Source organism: Nocardioides sp., assembly GCF_035481145.1.
Taxonomy (GTDB): domain Bacteria; phylum Actinomycetota; class Actinomycetes; order Propionibacteriales; family Nocardioidaceae; genus Nocardioides.
The window spans coordinates 1-12,634 of sequence record NZ_DATIHB010000032.1; the positions used below are offsets into that span (position 1 = coordinate 1).

Below are 12,634 nucleotides of genomic sequence, written 5' to 3' on the forward strand. Positions count from 1 at the left end.
GGCGGGTCGCGACCTGGTCCGGACCTTGGCGCGCCCCGACGCGTCGATCATCGACGGCGCCGAGCACGTGAGCGGCACGCTGGCCACCAGCGGGCTCCATGACCACGAGCGCGCGCTTGCGTGGATCGACCCGACGTACGACGCGGAGCTGCCGCGGCCCGCCTCCGACGAGGTGTGGCAGATCGACCTCCGCTCGCCCCGCGCGTTCCATCCCGAGCGGCTCTTCCGTGACCTCGAGAAGCTGGCGGGCGAGGACTACTTCCGCTCGCGCGGGTGCTTCTGGCTGCCGTCGCGGCCCGGCAAGACGCTGGTGTGGGACGGCTCCGGTGGGCAGCTCAGCATCGGCACCGGTCGCCCGTGGGGACGGCGTGCCCCCTTCACGCGGCTCGTGCTGACCGGGGTCGGCGAGCCGCCGGCGGGGGTCGAGAAGGTCTTCGAGGAGCTGCTGCTCGGCCCGGACATGGAGGGCCGTAACTGGAACGTCGCCGAGGACGGCTTCGAGCCCTGGCTCGGCAGCATCCGCGACATCCGCGACAGTGCCTGACGCAGGCTCCGGCCTGCGCAGGAACGAAAAGGAGAAGTGATGGCAGTCCCCAAGCGACGTACGTCGCGCAGCAACACCCGGCATCGGCGTTCGGCCTGGAAGGCGGCACCCGCCGATCTCGTGCCGGTCGTCGTGAACGGCGAGGTGCACGCCGTGCCGCGGCGCCTCGTCGCGGCGGTGCACCACGGCCTGGTCGACCCGGTGACGGGGCGGGTCGTCAAGCGGGGTGCGCGATGAAGGTGCGCAACTCGCTGCGGTCGCTGAAGAACCAGCCCGGCGCCCAGGTGGTGCGGCGGCGCGGCCGGACCTACGTGATCAACAAGTTGAACCCCCGGCTCAAGGCCCGTCAGGGCTGAGGCGGGCGGGTCCCGGACCGGCGGTGCGAACTCGGAAAGCGCACCGTCAGCCGGCGCAGCGCGGGCAGACGCCGAAGATCTCGACCACGTGCGAGACCTCGGCGTACCCGTGCTGCGCCGCGGCCTTCTCCGCCCAGTGCTCGACAGCAGGGCCCTCGATCTCCTCGACGCGACCGCAGCCGCGGCAGACCAGGTGATGGTGGTGGGCAGCCTCGTCGCAACGGCGGTAGAGGACCTCGCCGTCCTCGTTGCGCAGGGTGTCGACCGCGCCGTCGGCAGCCAGGGCCTGCAGGTTGCGGTAGACCGTCGACAGGCCCACCTTCTGGCCCGCGGCCCGGAGCTGGTGGTGGATGTCCTGCGCGCTGCGGAACGGCTCACCGGCAGCGAGGATGTCGAGGACGACGGTGCGCTTCGGTGACGTGCGCACCCGGTCCGGTCCGGTCGTGGGCTCGCTCATCGTCCTGCCTCCAGGAGGGTCTTCAGACGGCGCAGGTCCTTGGTCATGGCGCCGTGCATCGCGCGCCGCATGACGGGCGCCGCGATCCGCGCGAATCCCGACGGCGATCCGGTGTTGCGCAGGGTCATGCGCGTGCCGGTGCCCTCGGGCACCCAGGTGTAGGTGGTCTGCATGGGGAACGGGCCCTCCGCGGTCTCCATCACGAGTCGCTCGCCGGGCACGAGCTCGACCACCTCGTAGGTGTAGGCGAGCCGGCGGCCCAGGAACTGCGCGACGAAGGCCATCCTGCTTCCGACCCTGACGGGCGGCTCGGTCTGCCACTCCACCGAACGGATGTTGACGTACCACTCCGGGGCGTTCGTGGGATCTCCGGCGTACGCCGCGACCTCGCCGACCGGCCGCGCGATGTGGTCACTGACCTCGACGTCGACCTGCATGCGGCGGAGCCTACTGGCCTGGCATGCAGCGAGGGCCGCCCCTCCCGAAGGAAGAGCGGCCCTCGCCGTACGAGCTGTGGTGGAGATCAGCCTTCGAGCGCCTTGGCGACGCGGTTGTGCGCCTCCCAGATCTCGGCAGGCACGTTGGTGAACTGCTCGAGGTGCTCCTTGCGGTAGCCCATCTCCTGCTGCCAGCGCTTCACGTCGATCGTGAGGATCGTGTCGAGGTCGGCGAGCGTCTGCTCGTCGAGGCCCTCGAGGTTGAGCTCCTCACGGGTCGGGATGACGCCGACCGGGGTCTCGACACCGGTGACCTCGCCGTTGCGGTACTGCATGAGCCACAGCAGCGGGCGGAGGTTCTCGCGGTAGCCGGGCCACAGGAAGCGGCCGTCCTCGCCGCGCTGGAACCAGTTGACGTGGGCGAAGATCGGGTTGTTCTTCGCCTTGCCGACCACGTTGAGCCAGTGCTGGGCGTAGTCGCCCTCGCCGTACGACATGAACGGGCGCATCGACATCGGGTCGTAGCGGAGCACGCCCTCGAGGCCGTCAGCGGCGAACGTCGCCTCGGCGCCCAGGGTGAGACCGTCGTAGACGCCCTCGGCGAGGTCGTTGATCGCGCGGATCAGCGGCTCGCGGTCGCGGGTGCGGCCACCGAAGATGATGCCGTGGATCTCGACACCGGCCGGGTCGTTCCACTGCTCGGCGGCGTTGGGGACGTTGGCGATGGTGGTGGTGAAGCGGGAGTTCGGGTGCGCCCAGTTCTCGTCCGCCTGCTCGGGCGTCCGGTCGGCGATGCGCGCGCCCTTCCAGTCGAGCCAGCCGTCGAGGTCGGTCGGCTTCTCGCCGCGACCCTCCCACCAGACTTCCTGCGTCTTCTCGTTGTAGGCGACGTTGGTGTAGATGACGCCCAGGCCCGGCTTGATCGACTCGATCGCGGTCGGGTTGGTGTGCTCGTTGGTGTCCTTGGCGACGCCGAAGACGCCGTTCTCCGGGTTGAAGCCACGGAGCACGCCGTTCTCGTCGACCCAGATCCAGGCGATGTCGTCGCCGTAGAACTCGACGTGGTAGCGGTCGCCCAGCGCGTCCGGCGACAGCGTCATCGCGAGGTTCGTCTTGCCCGAGGCCGACGGGAAGCCACCGCAGATGTTGTGCTTGGTGCCGGTCTCCTTGTCGGTGATGCCGAGCAGCATGAACTGCTCCACGAGGAAGCCGTTCTTCCAGCCGTCGTAGGAGCCCTGGCGCAGGCCGTGGGCGATCTTGCCGAGCAGCGCGTTGCCGCCGTACGACGAGCCGAAGTGCAGGATCGTGCGCTCGTCGGCGACGGTCACGAAGTAGCGCTTGTCGTCCGGGGTGCCCTGGCCGAGGTTCGGCAGGTCGCCCGTGACGTGCACGGCGCGGACGAAATCGTTGCCGAGGTGGTTGATGTAGTCCACCCCGACGCGGGCCATGCGGATCATCTGCAGCACGACGCCGACGTTGTCGGTCAGCTCCACACCCGCGGCGAACTTGTCGAGCGGGGAACCCGCCGGCGCCATCAGGTAGGGGATCACGTACATCGTCTTGCCCGCGGAGGCGCCGGTCATCAGCTCGACGAGCTTCGGCTTCATCTCCGAGGAGGGCTTCCAGTTGTTGTAGATGCCCTTGTCGGCCTCGTCCGAGGTCGCGACGATGGTGCGCTCCTCGGCACGCGCGGTGTCCTTGAAGTAGGAACGCGAGAAGTAGGAACCCTCGCCGGCGGGGAGCAGGTCCCCGTTGTCGAGCGCCACCTGGATCAGGCGTGCGTCATCGGCGGCGCTGACCACCTCGACGCGCTCGGCGCCGGTCACGGCAAACCACTCGTTGACGTACGCGCGCACGTCCTCGTTGGTCAAACCAGCCTGGTCAAGCACGGTGTTGACGTCAGTCATTTGGGTCCTGTCCTCTCGACTCTGACAGCCATTGCACACGACACGCCCTCGGATCGCACATTCGGGAGGCTACTTGAGATGAAGAGTTTCGCAACTCATGTAGCCTTCATGTCCAATGGTGATGGACGTCGCCGTTGACGGACAGGATCTGGTCGCGAGCGAGGAGCTGTGGTGGGAGTACCGCTCTATCAGGCTAAGGCCGAGCTCTTCAAGACGCTCGGGCACCCCGCAAGGATCCGGATTCTGGAACTCTTGAGTGAGCGGGATCATGCCGTGCATGAGCTCCTCGAGCAGATCTCGATCGAGCCGTCCAACCTCTCGCAGCAGCTCGGTGTCCTGCGTCGTACGCAGCTTGTGCAGTCGACGCGCGCCGGGGGAGCGGTCGTCTACTCGATCGCCGTCCCCGAGGTCCGCGACCTCCTCCTCGCCGGCCGCCGGATCCTCACCCAGCTCGCCGCTGCCCAGAGCCAGCTGGGTGCGGAGCTGGCGATCGACCTGCCGTCCACCTGACCCCCGTCGAGGTGGGGCTTGTGGCTCGCCGAAGTGGGGCTTGTGGTCACGCGAAGTGGGGCTTGTGGTCAAACCCCTTCTCTGGACGGTCCGCCTGGGACACGATCTGCGCATGCTGTCGATGAAGAGCAAGTGCGAGCTCTGCGCCGCGCCCCTGGACTACGCCGCTGAAGCGTTCATCTGCTCGTACGAGTGCACCTACTGCCCGGCGTGCGAGGCGAAGCTCGACGCGTGCCCCAACTGCGCCGGCGAGCTGGTCCGCCGCCCACGGCGCGTGACGGGGCTGCGCGAGATCGCCCGTCGTACGCCGGCGCGGGTCGCCCGCCGGGTCAAGCGCAGCCGGTCCTGACCGACCACAAGCCCCACTTCGGCGAGCCACAAGCCCCACTTCGGGGGTCAGGAGGGGATGCGGACCAGGATGTCGCGGGTCAGCTCGGCGACGGAGGCGTAGCCGTTGAGGCCCATCGTCAGGTCCGCCTCGGCGAGGAGGCACTGCAGCACGTGCTGCGCTCCGTCAGCGCCGCCCATGGAGATGCCCCAGCCGTAGGGGCGGCCCACGCCGACTGCGGTCGCTCCGAGTGCGAGCGCCTTGACCACGTCGACACCGCTTCGGACGCCCGAGTCGAAGAGCACCGGCATGCCGTCGGCCGCGGTGACCACGTCGGGCAGGAAGTCGAGAGCGGGAGCGGACGCAGCCTGGCGGCCACCGTGGTTGGAACAGTAGATGCCGTCGACGCCGCCGTCCTTCGCGCGGCGTACGTCGTCGGGGTGGCAGATCCCCTTGAGCAGCAGTGGCAGGTCGGTCATCTCGCGCAGCCAGGACAGGTCGTCCCACGAGAGGCCGGGGTTGCCGAAGGTCATCGCCCACGCGAGCGTGGCCGCCCCGGGGTCCTCCTCCGGCGTCTTCTCCAGCCGCGAGCGGAAGACCGGGTCGGAGGTGTAGTTGGCGAGGCACTTGCCCTGCAGCTGTGGCATCGACGCGTGCCGCAGGTCGCGCGGTCGCCAGCCGAGGGTCCAGGTGTCGAGCGTGACCACGATGCCCGCGTAGCCCGCAGCCTCGGCGCGCCGCACGAAGCTCTCGGCCAGCTCGCGGTCGTTGGGGGTGTAGAGCTGGAAGAAGCCGGGCGTCTCGCCGAGCTCGGGAGCGACCTCTTCCATCGGGTCCTGCATGAGCGTGGACATCACCGCGGGTACGCCGGACGCAGCGGCCGCGCGAGCCACCTCCTGGTCCCCGTGGCCGGGGGTGCCGTCGGCGGCGTCCATGATCCCGACGACGCCGATCGGCGCCATGAACAGCGGCGTGGGGTAGCGACGCCCGAAGAGCTCGACCGAGAGGTCGCGCTCTGCCGCGCCGGCGAGCATCCGCGGGGCGATGCCCCAACGCCCGAACGCAGCCACGTTGCCGTCCTGCGTGGCTTCGTCGCCCGCACCGCCGGCGACGTAGTCGTAGAGGACGTCGTCGAGCTTCTCGCGTGCGGCGGCCTCCCACCCGGCGTACTCCATCGGGAACGCCGGGGGCGTGCCGAAGAGCCCGTTGAGGTAGACGCCGATGTTGAAGTCGGAGAAGTTCGCCATGGCCGCATCATGCCGCCTCGGACTTCATGTCGGCAGGTCGGTCACCTCGATGTCCGGGATGGTCCGGAGGAAGTCGGCGCCGAAGGTCTGGCTCGGCGGCCAGGGGCAGTCAGGCTCCGGTGAGCGCGAGCTCCCGCAGCTCCTGCTGGTACGCCGCGTAGGTCGCGCGCATCTCGCCGCCGGGCCAGTCGGCGGGCAGCAACACTTCGGGGAGCAGGGGATCCGTGCTGAGGTGGCGCACGAGCATCGCCGCTGCGGCGAGACGTTCGGCCGGCTCGCCGGCGCCGGCCAGGAGGTCGACGTGGCGGCGTCCGGTTTCTGACCAGGCGGCGAGGTCCCACAGTCGCCCGGCGAGCGCAGCTGGATCCTCGTCGGGCTGTGTGCGGAACGTGTTGAGCACCGGGTTCCCCGCGTACGCCGGAGCGCGGCGCAGGTTCGCGGGTCGGGTCCAGACGCCCTCGCGCAGCTCGGCCAGGCGGGCCCGGGCCAGTTCGTCTCGGAGTGCTGCGCGCTCCGCCCCGGTGCGGCCGCTCACCACCACGACAGCCATCTCCCAGTCGCCGCCCCAGTCTGCCTCTGCATCCTCGACCGCCTCGTCCTGGCGGAGCTGGCGCGCCGTGAGCCGCTCGCCGAGCTGGTAGCCGCCGTCCACGCGCACGAGGTCGCCCGCGGCGACGGAGCGGCTGAGGGCGACCCGCAGCGTCGCGGGTGCCACCCCGAAGTGGTCACCGGCACGGGTCAGGTCGCTCGCAGCGAGCCGCGCCGGGTGGGCGCCGAGGAGGAGGCTGAGGACGACCGAGCGGGCCGAGAGCGGGGTGACGTCGCGGGACACGGATGTCATCCTGTCATTGCAACAGATCTAGACACGGATGTGCGCTGATCTGTAACGTCGTTGCCATGACTGATGCAGCCGCCTGGCGACGCGGCACCCACGAGGGCGACGGGTCGCCGTACGCCCACGCCTCGTCACCGAGCGACGAGGCGCCGGCGTACCGGACGCTCACCTACGAGGTCGACGGCCGCGTCGCGCGGCTGACCTTCAACCGCCCCGAGCAGGGCAACTCGATCACCCCGGACACCCCGCTGGAGCTGGCCGACGCGGTGGAGCGGGCCGATCTCGACCCGCGCGTGCACGTGATCGTGCTGAGCGGCCGGGGCAAGGGCTTCTGCGGCGGCTACGACCTCGCCGCAAGCGCCGAGCGCCTGATGGGCGGCGGCATGCGCGGCGGCGACGACCGCACCGGCACCGTCCTCGATCCCGTGGTGCAGATGACCAACCACGACCCCCGCGGCACGTGGGACCCGATGGTCGACTACGCGATGATGAGCCGCTTCACCAAGGGGTTCGCCAGCCTGCTGCACGCCAACAAGCCGACGGTCGCCAAGATCCACGGCTTCTGCGTCGCGGGCGGCACCGACATCGCGCTGCACTGCGACCAGATCGTCATCGCTGCCGACGCCAAGATCGGCTACCCGCCGACCCGGGTCTGGGGCGTGCCGAGCGCCGGCCTGTGGGCGCACCGGCTCGGTGACCAGCGCGCCAAGCGGTTGCTGCTCACGGGCGACACGCTCTCTGGCCGCGAGGCTGCCGAGTGGGGGCTCGCGATCGAGGCGCCGGACGCCGTCGACCTCGACGAGCGCACCGAGGTGCTCGTCCAGCGCATCGCCGCCATGCCGCTCAACCAGCTGATGATGGTGAAGCTCGCGCTCAACTCCGCGCTGCTCGCCCAGGGCGTGCAGAACAGCCAGATGATCAGCACCGTCTTCGACGGGATCTCCCGGCACACCCGTGAGGGCTACGCCTTCCAGCAGCGCGCGGCCGAGGCGGGATTCCGCCAGGCGGTCCGCGAGCGCGACTCCGCGCCGTACGACGACTTCGGACCCTCCACGAACAAGGGATGACCACGATGACCAGCACCCACTCCACCCACGACGTTCTCAACCAGGTCCCGGCGCTGGTGGGCCACAACACCGCCGCCGACCCTGCGCTCCGCGAGGGCGTCGAGCGCGAGGGAGCCGGCTGGGCGCTCCCCGAGATCGACGAGCTCGGCCATCTGGCCGGCACCGCCGAGGTCCAGGACTGGGGTCGGCTCGCGGAGCGGGTCCCGCCGCGGCTGCACACCCACGACCGCTACGGCAACCGCGTCGACGAGGTCGAGTACGTCCCGGCGTACCACCAGCTGATGACGACGGCCGTCGAGCACGGCCTGCACGGCTCTCCCTGGGCCGACGACCGGCCGGGTGCGCACGTCGCGCGCGCCGCGAAGTTCTTCTCCTGGCAGGTCGACGCCGGTCACGGCTGCCCCATCTCCATGACGTACGCCGTCGTCCCGGCGCTGCGCGCGAACCCCGAGCTCGCGGCCCGCTTCGAGCCGCTGCTGACCAACCGCGCGTACGACTTCGGCTTGCGTGACCCGGAGACCAAGCGCGGCCTGATCGCCGGCATGTCGATGACCGAGAAGCAGGGCGGCTCCGACGTCCGCGCCAACACCACGACGGCCACGCCGCAGGCGGACGGCACCTACGTGCTGCGTGGCCACAAGTGGTTCACCTCGGCCCCGATGAGCGACCTCTTCCTGACCCTGGCCCAGACGCCGGCCGGTGTGTCGTGCTTCCTCGTGCCGCGGGTGCTGCCCGGTGGCGAGCGCAACGCGATGCGCTTCATGCGGCTGAAGGAGAAGCTCGGCAACCGGTCCAACGCCTCCTCCGAGATCGAGTACGACGCCGCGATCGGCTGGCTCGTCGGCGAGGAGGGTCGCGGCGTCCGCACCATCGTCGAGATGGTCAACATGACCCGGCTCGACTGCGTGATCGGCTCTTCGGCCGGGATGCGCATCGCCGTCGCCGGTGCTGCGCACCACGCCCGGCACCGCTCGGCCTTCGGTGACCTGCTGATCAACCAGCCCGCGATGGCCAACGTCCTGGCCGACCTGCAGGTGGAGTCCGAGGCCGCGACCACCGCGATGCTCCGGCTGGCCGGGGCCAACGACCGGGCGGTCCGGGGTGACGAGGGCGAGGCGGCCCTGCGCCGCATCGCGCTCGCCGTCACCAAGTACTACGTCTGCAAGCGGGCGCCGTTCGCGGTCAACGAGGCACTCGAGTGCCTCGGCGGCAACGGCTACATCGAGGACTTCGACCTGGCCCGGGTCTACCGCGAGATGCCGCTGCTCTCGATCTGGGAGGGCTCGGGCAACGTCGCTGCACTCGACGCGTTGCGGGCGCTCGCGAAGGAGCCGCACACGCTCGATGCGTTCTTCGCCGAGGTGGAGCTCGCCGCCGGTGCCGACGCCCGCTACGACGACGCGGTGGACCGGCTGAAGAAGGAGTTCACCTCCTTCGACGACATCCAGCACCGCGCTCGCCGGATCGTCGAGCAGATGGCCCTGGTCTTCCAGGGCTCGCAGCTCGTCCGGCACGCGCCGGCGGCCGTCAGCGACGCCTTCTGCGCGACGCGGCTCGGCCGCGACTGGGGTGGTGCGTTCGGCACGATGCCGACCGGCCTGGACCTCGCGCCGATCCTGGAGCGCACGAAGACGGACTTCCCGGGATGACCGTCCACGTCGAGCGCCGGGGGCAGGTCACGGTCGTGACCATCGACCGCCCGGAGGTCCGCAACGCCGTCGACACCCCGACCGCGCAGGCGCTGCACGCGGCGTTCCTCGAGTTCGACGCCGACCCGGAAGCCTCGGTTGCAGTGCTGACCGGTGCCGGGGGCACCTTCTGTGCGGGCGCGGACCTGAAGGCGGTCAGCACCGCGTCGATGGAGGTCGCCCCACCGACCGGGGAGCCCGATGACATCGGGCCGATGGGCCCGACCCGGCTCCGGCTCTCCAAGCCGGTGATCGCCGCGGTCGAGGGCTATGCGGTGGCCGGTGGCATCGAGCTGGCGCTCTGGTGCGACCTGCGCGTCGCCGACCCGGCCGCCACCTTCGGCGTCTTCTGCCGCCGCTGGGGCGTGCCGCTCATCGACGGCGGCACGATTCGCCTTCCCGAGCTGATCGGCCGCTCGCGCGCGCTCGACCTCGTGCTGACCGGGCGGCCGGTTGACGCCGATGAGGCGCTCGCCTTCGGGCTCGCCAACCGCGTGTCGGCCCCAGGGCAGGCCCTCGCGACCGCGATCGAGCTCGCGGAGTCGATCGCGGCGTTCCCCCAGGCCTGCATGCGCTCGGACCGGACCTCCGTCCTCACGGCCGCCGGCCGCCCCGAGCCCGAGGCGCTGGCCGTCGAGTGGCGCCTGGGTGAGGCCGTCCTGCTCGAGGCGATCACGGGTGCCGCGCGCTTCGCGGAAGGGGCCGGTCGGCACGGCGCCGGAGCGTAGGCTTGGGATGTCGAAGGAGGAGTCATGAGTGCCGGCGAGATCATCGTCATCCTGATCATCGTGGGGTTCTTCATCGGGGCCGCGCTGATGGGTGTCGCCCGTCCATGGGACGAGACCGATGCGGAGCACCATCCGGACATCCTGGATGCCGACGGCCCCGTGCCGCCGGCCGAGGAGTCCCCGATCTGAGCCCGGGTCGCGCCCGTCGGTGAGCCCCGTGATCGAGGGCTGCCGAGGAAGACATTTCGGGCGTACTCTCGAAGCGGAGGGGCAATCCGTCTGCGGAGGTTCGCCGTGCAACCGTTCATCGAGATCTTCACCCGCGACCAGGTCCTCATCCTGCTCGCGATCCTGGCCTTCTTCATCCTCTCGATCGTGATCTCGCTGTCGGTCCGCAAGAGCGACGACGAGGACGGCGGCATGGAGCACTTCGACCACGAGCACGGCGAGGCAGACGCTCGCTGACACCGCTACGGTCCAGGTGCCGCTTGTCTCCTGGAACGTAACCAAGTGACGTGCTTCACAGTTGGGCAGTCATGTCCTCACGTTCCCGTGCTGCACGCGTGGCTCCGCTGGTCGGCCTGGCCGCCGCTGCCACCACCCTCGTTGCTCCCGCGCTCCCGGCATCCGCCGAGCCGGCGTACACCGTCCAGACGCTGCACTTCGCCGTGAAAACCGGACCGGACGACGTCACTCCCTGCGACATCGTCGGTGACCTCTACCTGCCGTCGTCCGCCTCGGCGACGAACCGGGTCCCCGCGATCCTGACCACCAACGGCTTCGGCGGCTCGAAGGACGACCAGGCCGACTGGGGCGCCTCCTTCGCGACCAGCGGCTACGCCGTCCTCTCCTACTCCGGCCTCGGGTTCGGCGGGTCGTCGTGCAAGATCACGCTCGACGACCCCGACTGGGACGGCAAGGCGGCCAGCCAGCTGGTCTCCTACCTCGGTGGCACGGGCGGGATCGCGTACGCCGACGCGGCTCACACGCAGCCCCTTCCCGCACTCGACGTGGTGCGCCTCGACCGGCGCGACCACGACGGCGTCGCGCGGGCCGACGACCCGCGGGTCGGCCTGCTCGGCGGCTCCTACGGCGGTGGCTTCCAGTTCGCGGCGGCCTCCGTCGACAAGCGGGTCGATGCGCTCGTGCCGATCATTACCTGGAACGACCTCTCCTACAGCCTGGCCCCGAGCAACACCGGCCAGACCGTCTACCCCGCGGGCGTCTCGACGCCGAACTCCGGCGCGATCAAGCTCGCCTGGGGCCTCGGCTTCTCCGCGCTCGGCCTCACCGGTGACCTGCAGAACCAGCAGATTCCCGGCGAGCCGCTCCCGTGCCCCAACTTCGCCGACTGGGTCTGCCCCGCCCTCCTCACCGCGGGCACCACCGGCTGGTTCCAGCCCCAGCACGTCGCGGCCGCGCGCCACGCCAGCGTCGCGTCGTACATGGGGAAGGTGAAGGTGCCGACGTTGCTCATGCAGGGCCAGGCGGACACCCTCTTCAACCTCAACGAGGCGGTCGCGACCTACAAGGCGCTCAAGGCCCAGGGCACCACGGTCAAGATGGTCTGGCAGCACTACGGCCACAGCTCACTCGGCATGCTTCCGGGCGAGAACGACTACCTCGTCGGCCGTGCGTACGCGTGGTTCGACCGCTACCTCAAGGGACTCGACGTCGCGACCGGGCCGGAGTTCGCCTACTACCGAGACTGGCTCGACGCCGGCGACGCCGGCGCGGCGTTCGCCACCTCGAAGGGCTTCCCGGTGGGTGCGGGCCAGACGCTCCGGCTCTCGGGCGGCGGGCTGCTGGGCGGCGGCTCGCTCACATCCGGCACCTCACTCCCCGGCGTGCAGGCCTTCGTGACGCCGGGGGCCGGTGCGCCGGCCTCCTTCCCGGAGACCGACGTCATCGGGGGCGTCGTGAAGAATCCCGTGGCCGACGCACTCGACCTCCCCGGCACGTACGCCGCGTGGTCGACCGCGCCGCTCGGCACCAAGCTCGACGTGGTCGGCTCGCCGGTCGCGACCCTGAAGGTCGACGCACCGACGGCGGCGCTCACGCAGGCCCTGGGCGAGGCGGGTCAGCTCGTCCTCTTCCTCAAGGTCCAGGACGTCGATGCCGCCGGCCACGCGGTGACGATCAAGGCGCTGGAGGCGCCCGTGCGGATCGCCGACGTCACCAAGCCCTTCACCACGACCCTGCCCGCGATCGTGCACCGCTTCGCGCCGGGTCACCGGCTCCGCTTCGTGGTCGCGGGCGGCTCGGTCAACTACCGCGGTGGCCTCGAGCCGACGCCGGTGACGATCGCCTCGGGTGGGGCGCAGACGCTGACCCTGCCGGTGGTGCCCTGACCGACGGGGCCGCCCTCCCGGGCCGTCGTACGTCGCGGATCAGCCCTGGGCGGCGGCGTTCTCCGCGGAGACGATGTTGACCAGCCAGCTGATGCCGAACTTGTCGATGACCTGGCCGAAGACGTCGCCCCACGGCTGCGGGCCGAGGGGCATGCCGATGGTGCCCTCGGCGGCCAGCG

Annotated in this window: 16 protein-coding genes; 11 read left to right on the top strand and 5 right to left on the bottom strand. The window is 70.5% G+C overall.

The window, feature by feature from the left end; genetic code table 11:
* From VLF38_RS02690 to ykgO, 3 genes are all read left to right on the top strand, one after another.
* Nucleotides 1-544 (top strand): GTP-binding protein (locus VLF38_RS02690; protein ID WP_325269751.1); only part of this gene is annotated, 544 nt, incomplete at its 5' end.
* A 39-nt stretch (nt 545-583) separates the two neighbouring features.
* Complete coding sequence (gene rpmF, locus VLF38_RS02695; protein ID WP_325269752.1) at nt 584-781, top strand: 50S ribosomal protein L32; 198 nt, start codon at nt 584-586, stop codon at nt 779-781.
* Nucleotides 778-900 carry a type B 50S ribosomal protein L36 gene (ykgO, locus tag VLF38_RS02700; RefSeq protein ID WP_120059576.1) on the top strand — a complete coding sequence of 41 codons (123 nt, stop codon included), beginning with the start codon at nt 778-780 and terminating at the stop codon, nt 898-900. Before rpmF ends, ykgO begins: the two co-directional genes overlap by 4 nt.
* A gap of 46 nt (nt 901-946) precedes the next feature.
* Here ykgO and VLF38_RS02705 read toward each other — a convergent pair whose 3' ends face one another.
* From VLF38_RS02705 to VLF38_RS02715, 3 genes are all read right to left on the bottom strand, one after another.
* The gene (locus VLF38_RS02705; protein WP_325269753.1) at nt 947-1,357 is read right to left on the bottom strand and encodes a Fur family transcriptional regulator; all 411 of its coding nucleotides are present in this window, start codon (nt 1,355-1,357) and stop codon (nt 947-949) included.
* Nucleotides 1,354-1,794, bottom strand: coding sequence for an SRPBCC family protein (locus VLF38_RS02710; RefSeq protein ID WP_325269754.1), 441 nt, complete (start codon nt 1,792-1,794; stop codon nt 1,354-1,356). The genes VLF38_RS02705 and VLF38_RS02710 overlap by 4 nt, the downstream gene beginning before the upstream one ends.
* Nucleotides 1,795-1,880: 86 nt before the next feature.
* On the bottom strand, nt 1,881-3,701 hold the full coding sequence (locus VLF38_RS02715) for a phosphoenolpyruvate carboxykinase (GTP) (protein ID WP_325269755.1): 1,821 nt from the start codon (nt 3,699-3,701) through the stop codon (nt 1,881-1,883).
* A 171-nt stretch (nt 3,702-3,872) separates the two neighbouring features.
* Between VLF38_RS02715 and VLF38_RS02720 the strand changes: the two genes are divergently transcribed.
* Together VLF38_RS02720 and VLF38_RS02725 are read left to right on the top strand one after the other, a co-directional pair.
* Nucleotides 3,873-4,211: a metalloregulator ArsR/SmtB family transcription factor gene (locus tag VLF38_RS02720; protein WP_325269756.1), complete on the top strand. Its 339-nt coding sequence runs from the start codon at nt 3,873-3,875 to the stop codon at nt 4,209-4,211.
* A 112-nt stretch (nt 4,212-4,323) separates the two neighbouring features.
* Complete coding sequence (locus VLF38_RS02725; protein WP_325269757.1) at nt 4,324-4,560, top strand: DUF1272 domain-containing protein; 237 nt, start codon at nt 4,324-4,326, stop codon at nt 4,558-4,560.
* A 47-nt stretch (nt 4,561-4,607) separates the two neighbouring features.
* Here VLF38_RS02725 and VLF38_RS02730 read toward each other — a convergent pair whose 3' ends face one another.
* A complete protein-coding gene (locus tag VLF38_RS02730; protein WP_325269758.1) occupies nt 4,608-5,786 on the bottom strand; it encodes an alpha-hydroxy-acid oxidizing protein in 1,179 nt (392 codons plus the stop codon).
* A 109-nt stretch (nt 5,787-5,895) separates the two neighbouring features.
* Nucleotides 5,896-6,627 carry a PaaX family transcriptional regulator C-terminal domain-containing protein gene (locus tag VLF38_RS02735; RefSeq protein WP_325269759.1) on the bottom strand — a complete coding sequence of 244 codons (732 nt, stop codon included), beginning with the start codon at nt 6,625-6,627 and terminating at the stop codon, nt 5,896-5,898.
* Between the two features lie 56 nt (nt 6,628-6,683).
* Here VLF38_RS02735 and VLF38_RS02740 point away from each other — a divergent pair, with 56 nt between their 5' ends.
* From VLF38_RS02740 to VLF38_RS02765, 6 genes are all read left to right on the top strand, one after another.
* Nucleotides 6,684-7,688, top strand: coding sequence for a crotonase/enoyl-CoA hydratase family protein (locus tag VLF38_RS02740; RefSeq protein ID WP_325269760.1), 1,005 nt, complete (start codon nt 6,684-6,686; stop codon nt 7,686-7,688).
* Nucleotides 7,689-7,693: 5 nt separating this feature from the next.
* On the top strand, nt 7,694-9,337 hold the full coding sequence (locus tag VLF38_RS02745; RefSeq protein WP_325269761.1) for an acyl-CoA dehydrogenase family protein: 1,644 nt from the start codon (nt 7,694-7,696) through the stop codon (nt 9,335-9,337).
* Nucleotides 9,334-10,104: a crotonase/enoyl-CoA hydratase family protein gene (locus tag VLF38_RS02750; protein WP_325269762.1), complete on the top strand. Its 771-nt coding sequence runs from the start codon at nt 9,334-9,336 to the stop codon at nt 10,102-10,104. Before VLF38_RS02745 ends, VLF38_RS02750 begins: the two co-directional genes overlap by 4 nt.
* A gap of 24 nt (nt 10,105-10,128) precedes the next feature.
* Nucleotides 10,129-10,293 (top strand): hypothetical protein, encoded by a 165-nt coding sequence (locus VLF38_RS02755; protein ID WP_325269763.1) that lies wholly within the window; start codon nt 10,129-10,131, stop codon nt 10,291-10,293.
* Nucleotides 10,294-10,398: 105 nt separating this feature from the next.
* The gene (locus tag VLF38_RS02760; protein ID WP_325269764.1) at nt 10,399-10,569 is read left to right on the top strand and encodes a hypothetical protein; all 171 of its coding nucleotides are present in this window, start codon (nt 10,399-10,401) and stop codon (nt 10,567-10,569) included.
* Nucleotides 10,570-10,640: 71 nt separating this feature from the next.
* Nucleotides 10,641-12,455 carry an alpha/beta fold hydrolase gene (locus VLF38_RS02765; RefSeq protein WP_325269765.1) on the top strand — a complete coding sequence of 605 codons (1,815 nt, stop codon included), beginning with the start codon at nt 10,641-10,643 and terminating at the stop codon, nt 12,453-12,455.
* The last annotated feature ends 179 nt before the right edge of the window (nt 12,456-12,634 follow it).

What these genes read in the sequence shown, in the direction of transcription:
- ykgO (WP_120059576.1), top strand. Translation starts at nt 778, where the DNA reads ATGAAGGTGCGCAACTCGCTGCGGTCGCTGAAGAACCAGCCCGGCGCC.
- VLF38_RS02705 (WP_325269753.1), bottom strand. Translation starts at nt 1,357, where the DNA reads ATGAGCGAGCCCACGACCGGACCGGACCGGGTGCGCACGTCACCGAAG.
- VLF38_RS02750 (WP_325269762.1), top strand. Translation starts at nt 9,334, where the DNA reads ATGACCGTCCACGTCGAGCGCCGGGGGCAGGTCACGGTCGTGACCATC.
- VLF38_RS02755 (WP_325269763.1), top strand. Translation starts at nt 10,129, where the DNA reads ATGAGTGCCGGCGAGATCATCGTCATCCTGATCATCGTGGGGTTCTTC.
- VLF38_RS02765 (WP_325269765.1), top strand. Translation starts at nt 10,641, where the DNA reads ATGTCCTCACGTTCCCGTGCTGCACGCGTGGCTCCGCTGGTCGGCCTG.
- VLF38_RS02740 (WP_325269760.1), top strand. Translation starts at nt 6,684, where the DNA reads ATGACTGATGCAGCCGCCTGGCGACGCGGCACCCACGAGGGCGACGGG.
- rpmF (WP_325269752.1), top strand. Translation starts at nt 584, where the DNA reads ATGGCAGTCCCCAAGCGACGTACGTCGCGCAGCAACACCCGGCATCGG.
- VLF38_RS02725 (WP_325269757.1), top strand. Translation starts at nt 4,324, where the DNA reads ATGCTGTCGATGAAGAGCAAGTGCGAGCTCTGCGCCGCGCCCCTGGAC.
- VLF38_RS02730 (WP_325269758.1), bottom strand. Translation starts at nt 5,786, where the DNA reads ATGGCGAACTTCTCCGACTTCAACATCGGCGTCTACCTCAACGGGCTC.
- VLF38_RS02745 (WP_325269761.1), top strand. Translation starts at nt 7,694, where the DNA reads ATGACCAGCACCCACTCCACCCACGACGTTCTCAACCAGGTCCCGGCG.
- VLF38_RS02735 (WP_325269759.1), bottom strand. Translation starts at nt 6,627, where the DNA reads ATGACATCCGTGTCCCGCGACGTCACCCCGCTCTCGGCCCGCTCGGTC.
- VLF38_RS02710 (WP_325269754.1), bottom strand. Translation starts at nt 1,794, where the DNA reads ATGCAGGTCGACGTCGAGGTCAGTGACCACATCGCGCGGCCGGTCGGC.
- VLF38_RS02715 (WP_325269755.1), bottom strand. Translation starts at nt 3,701, where the DNA reads ATGACTGACGTCAACACCGTGCTTGACCAGGCTGGTTTGACCAACGAG.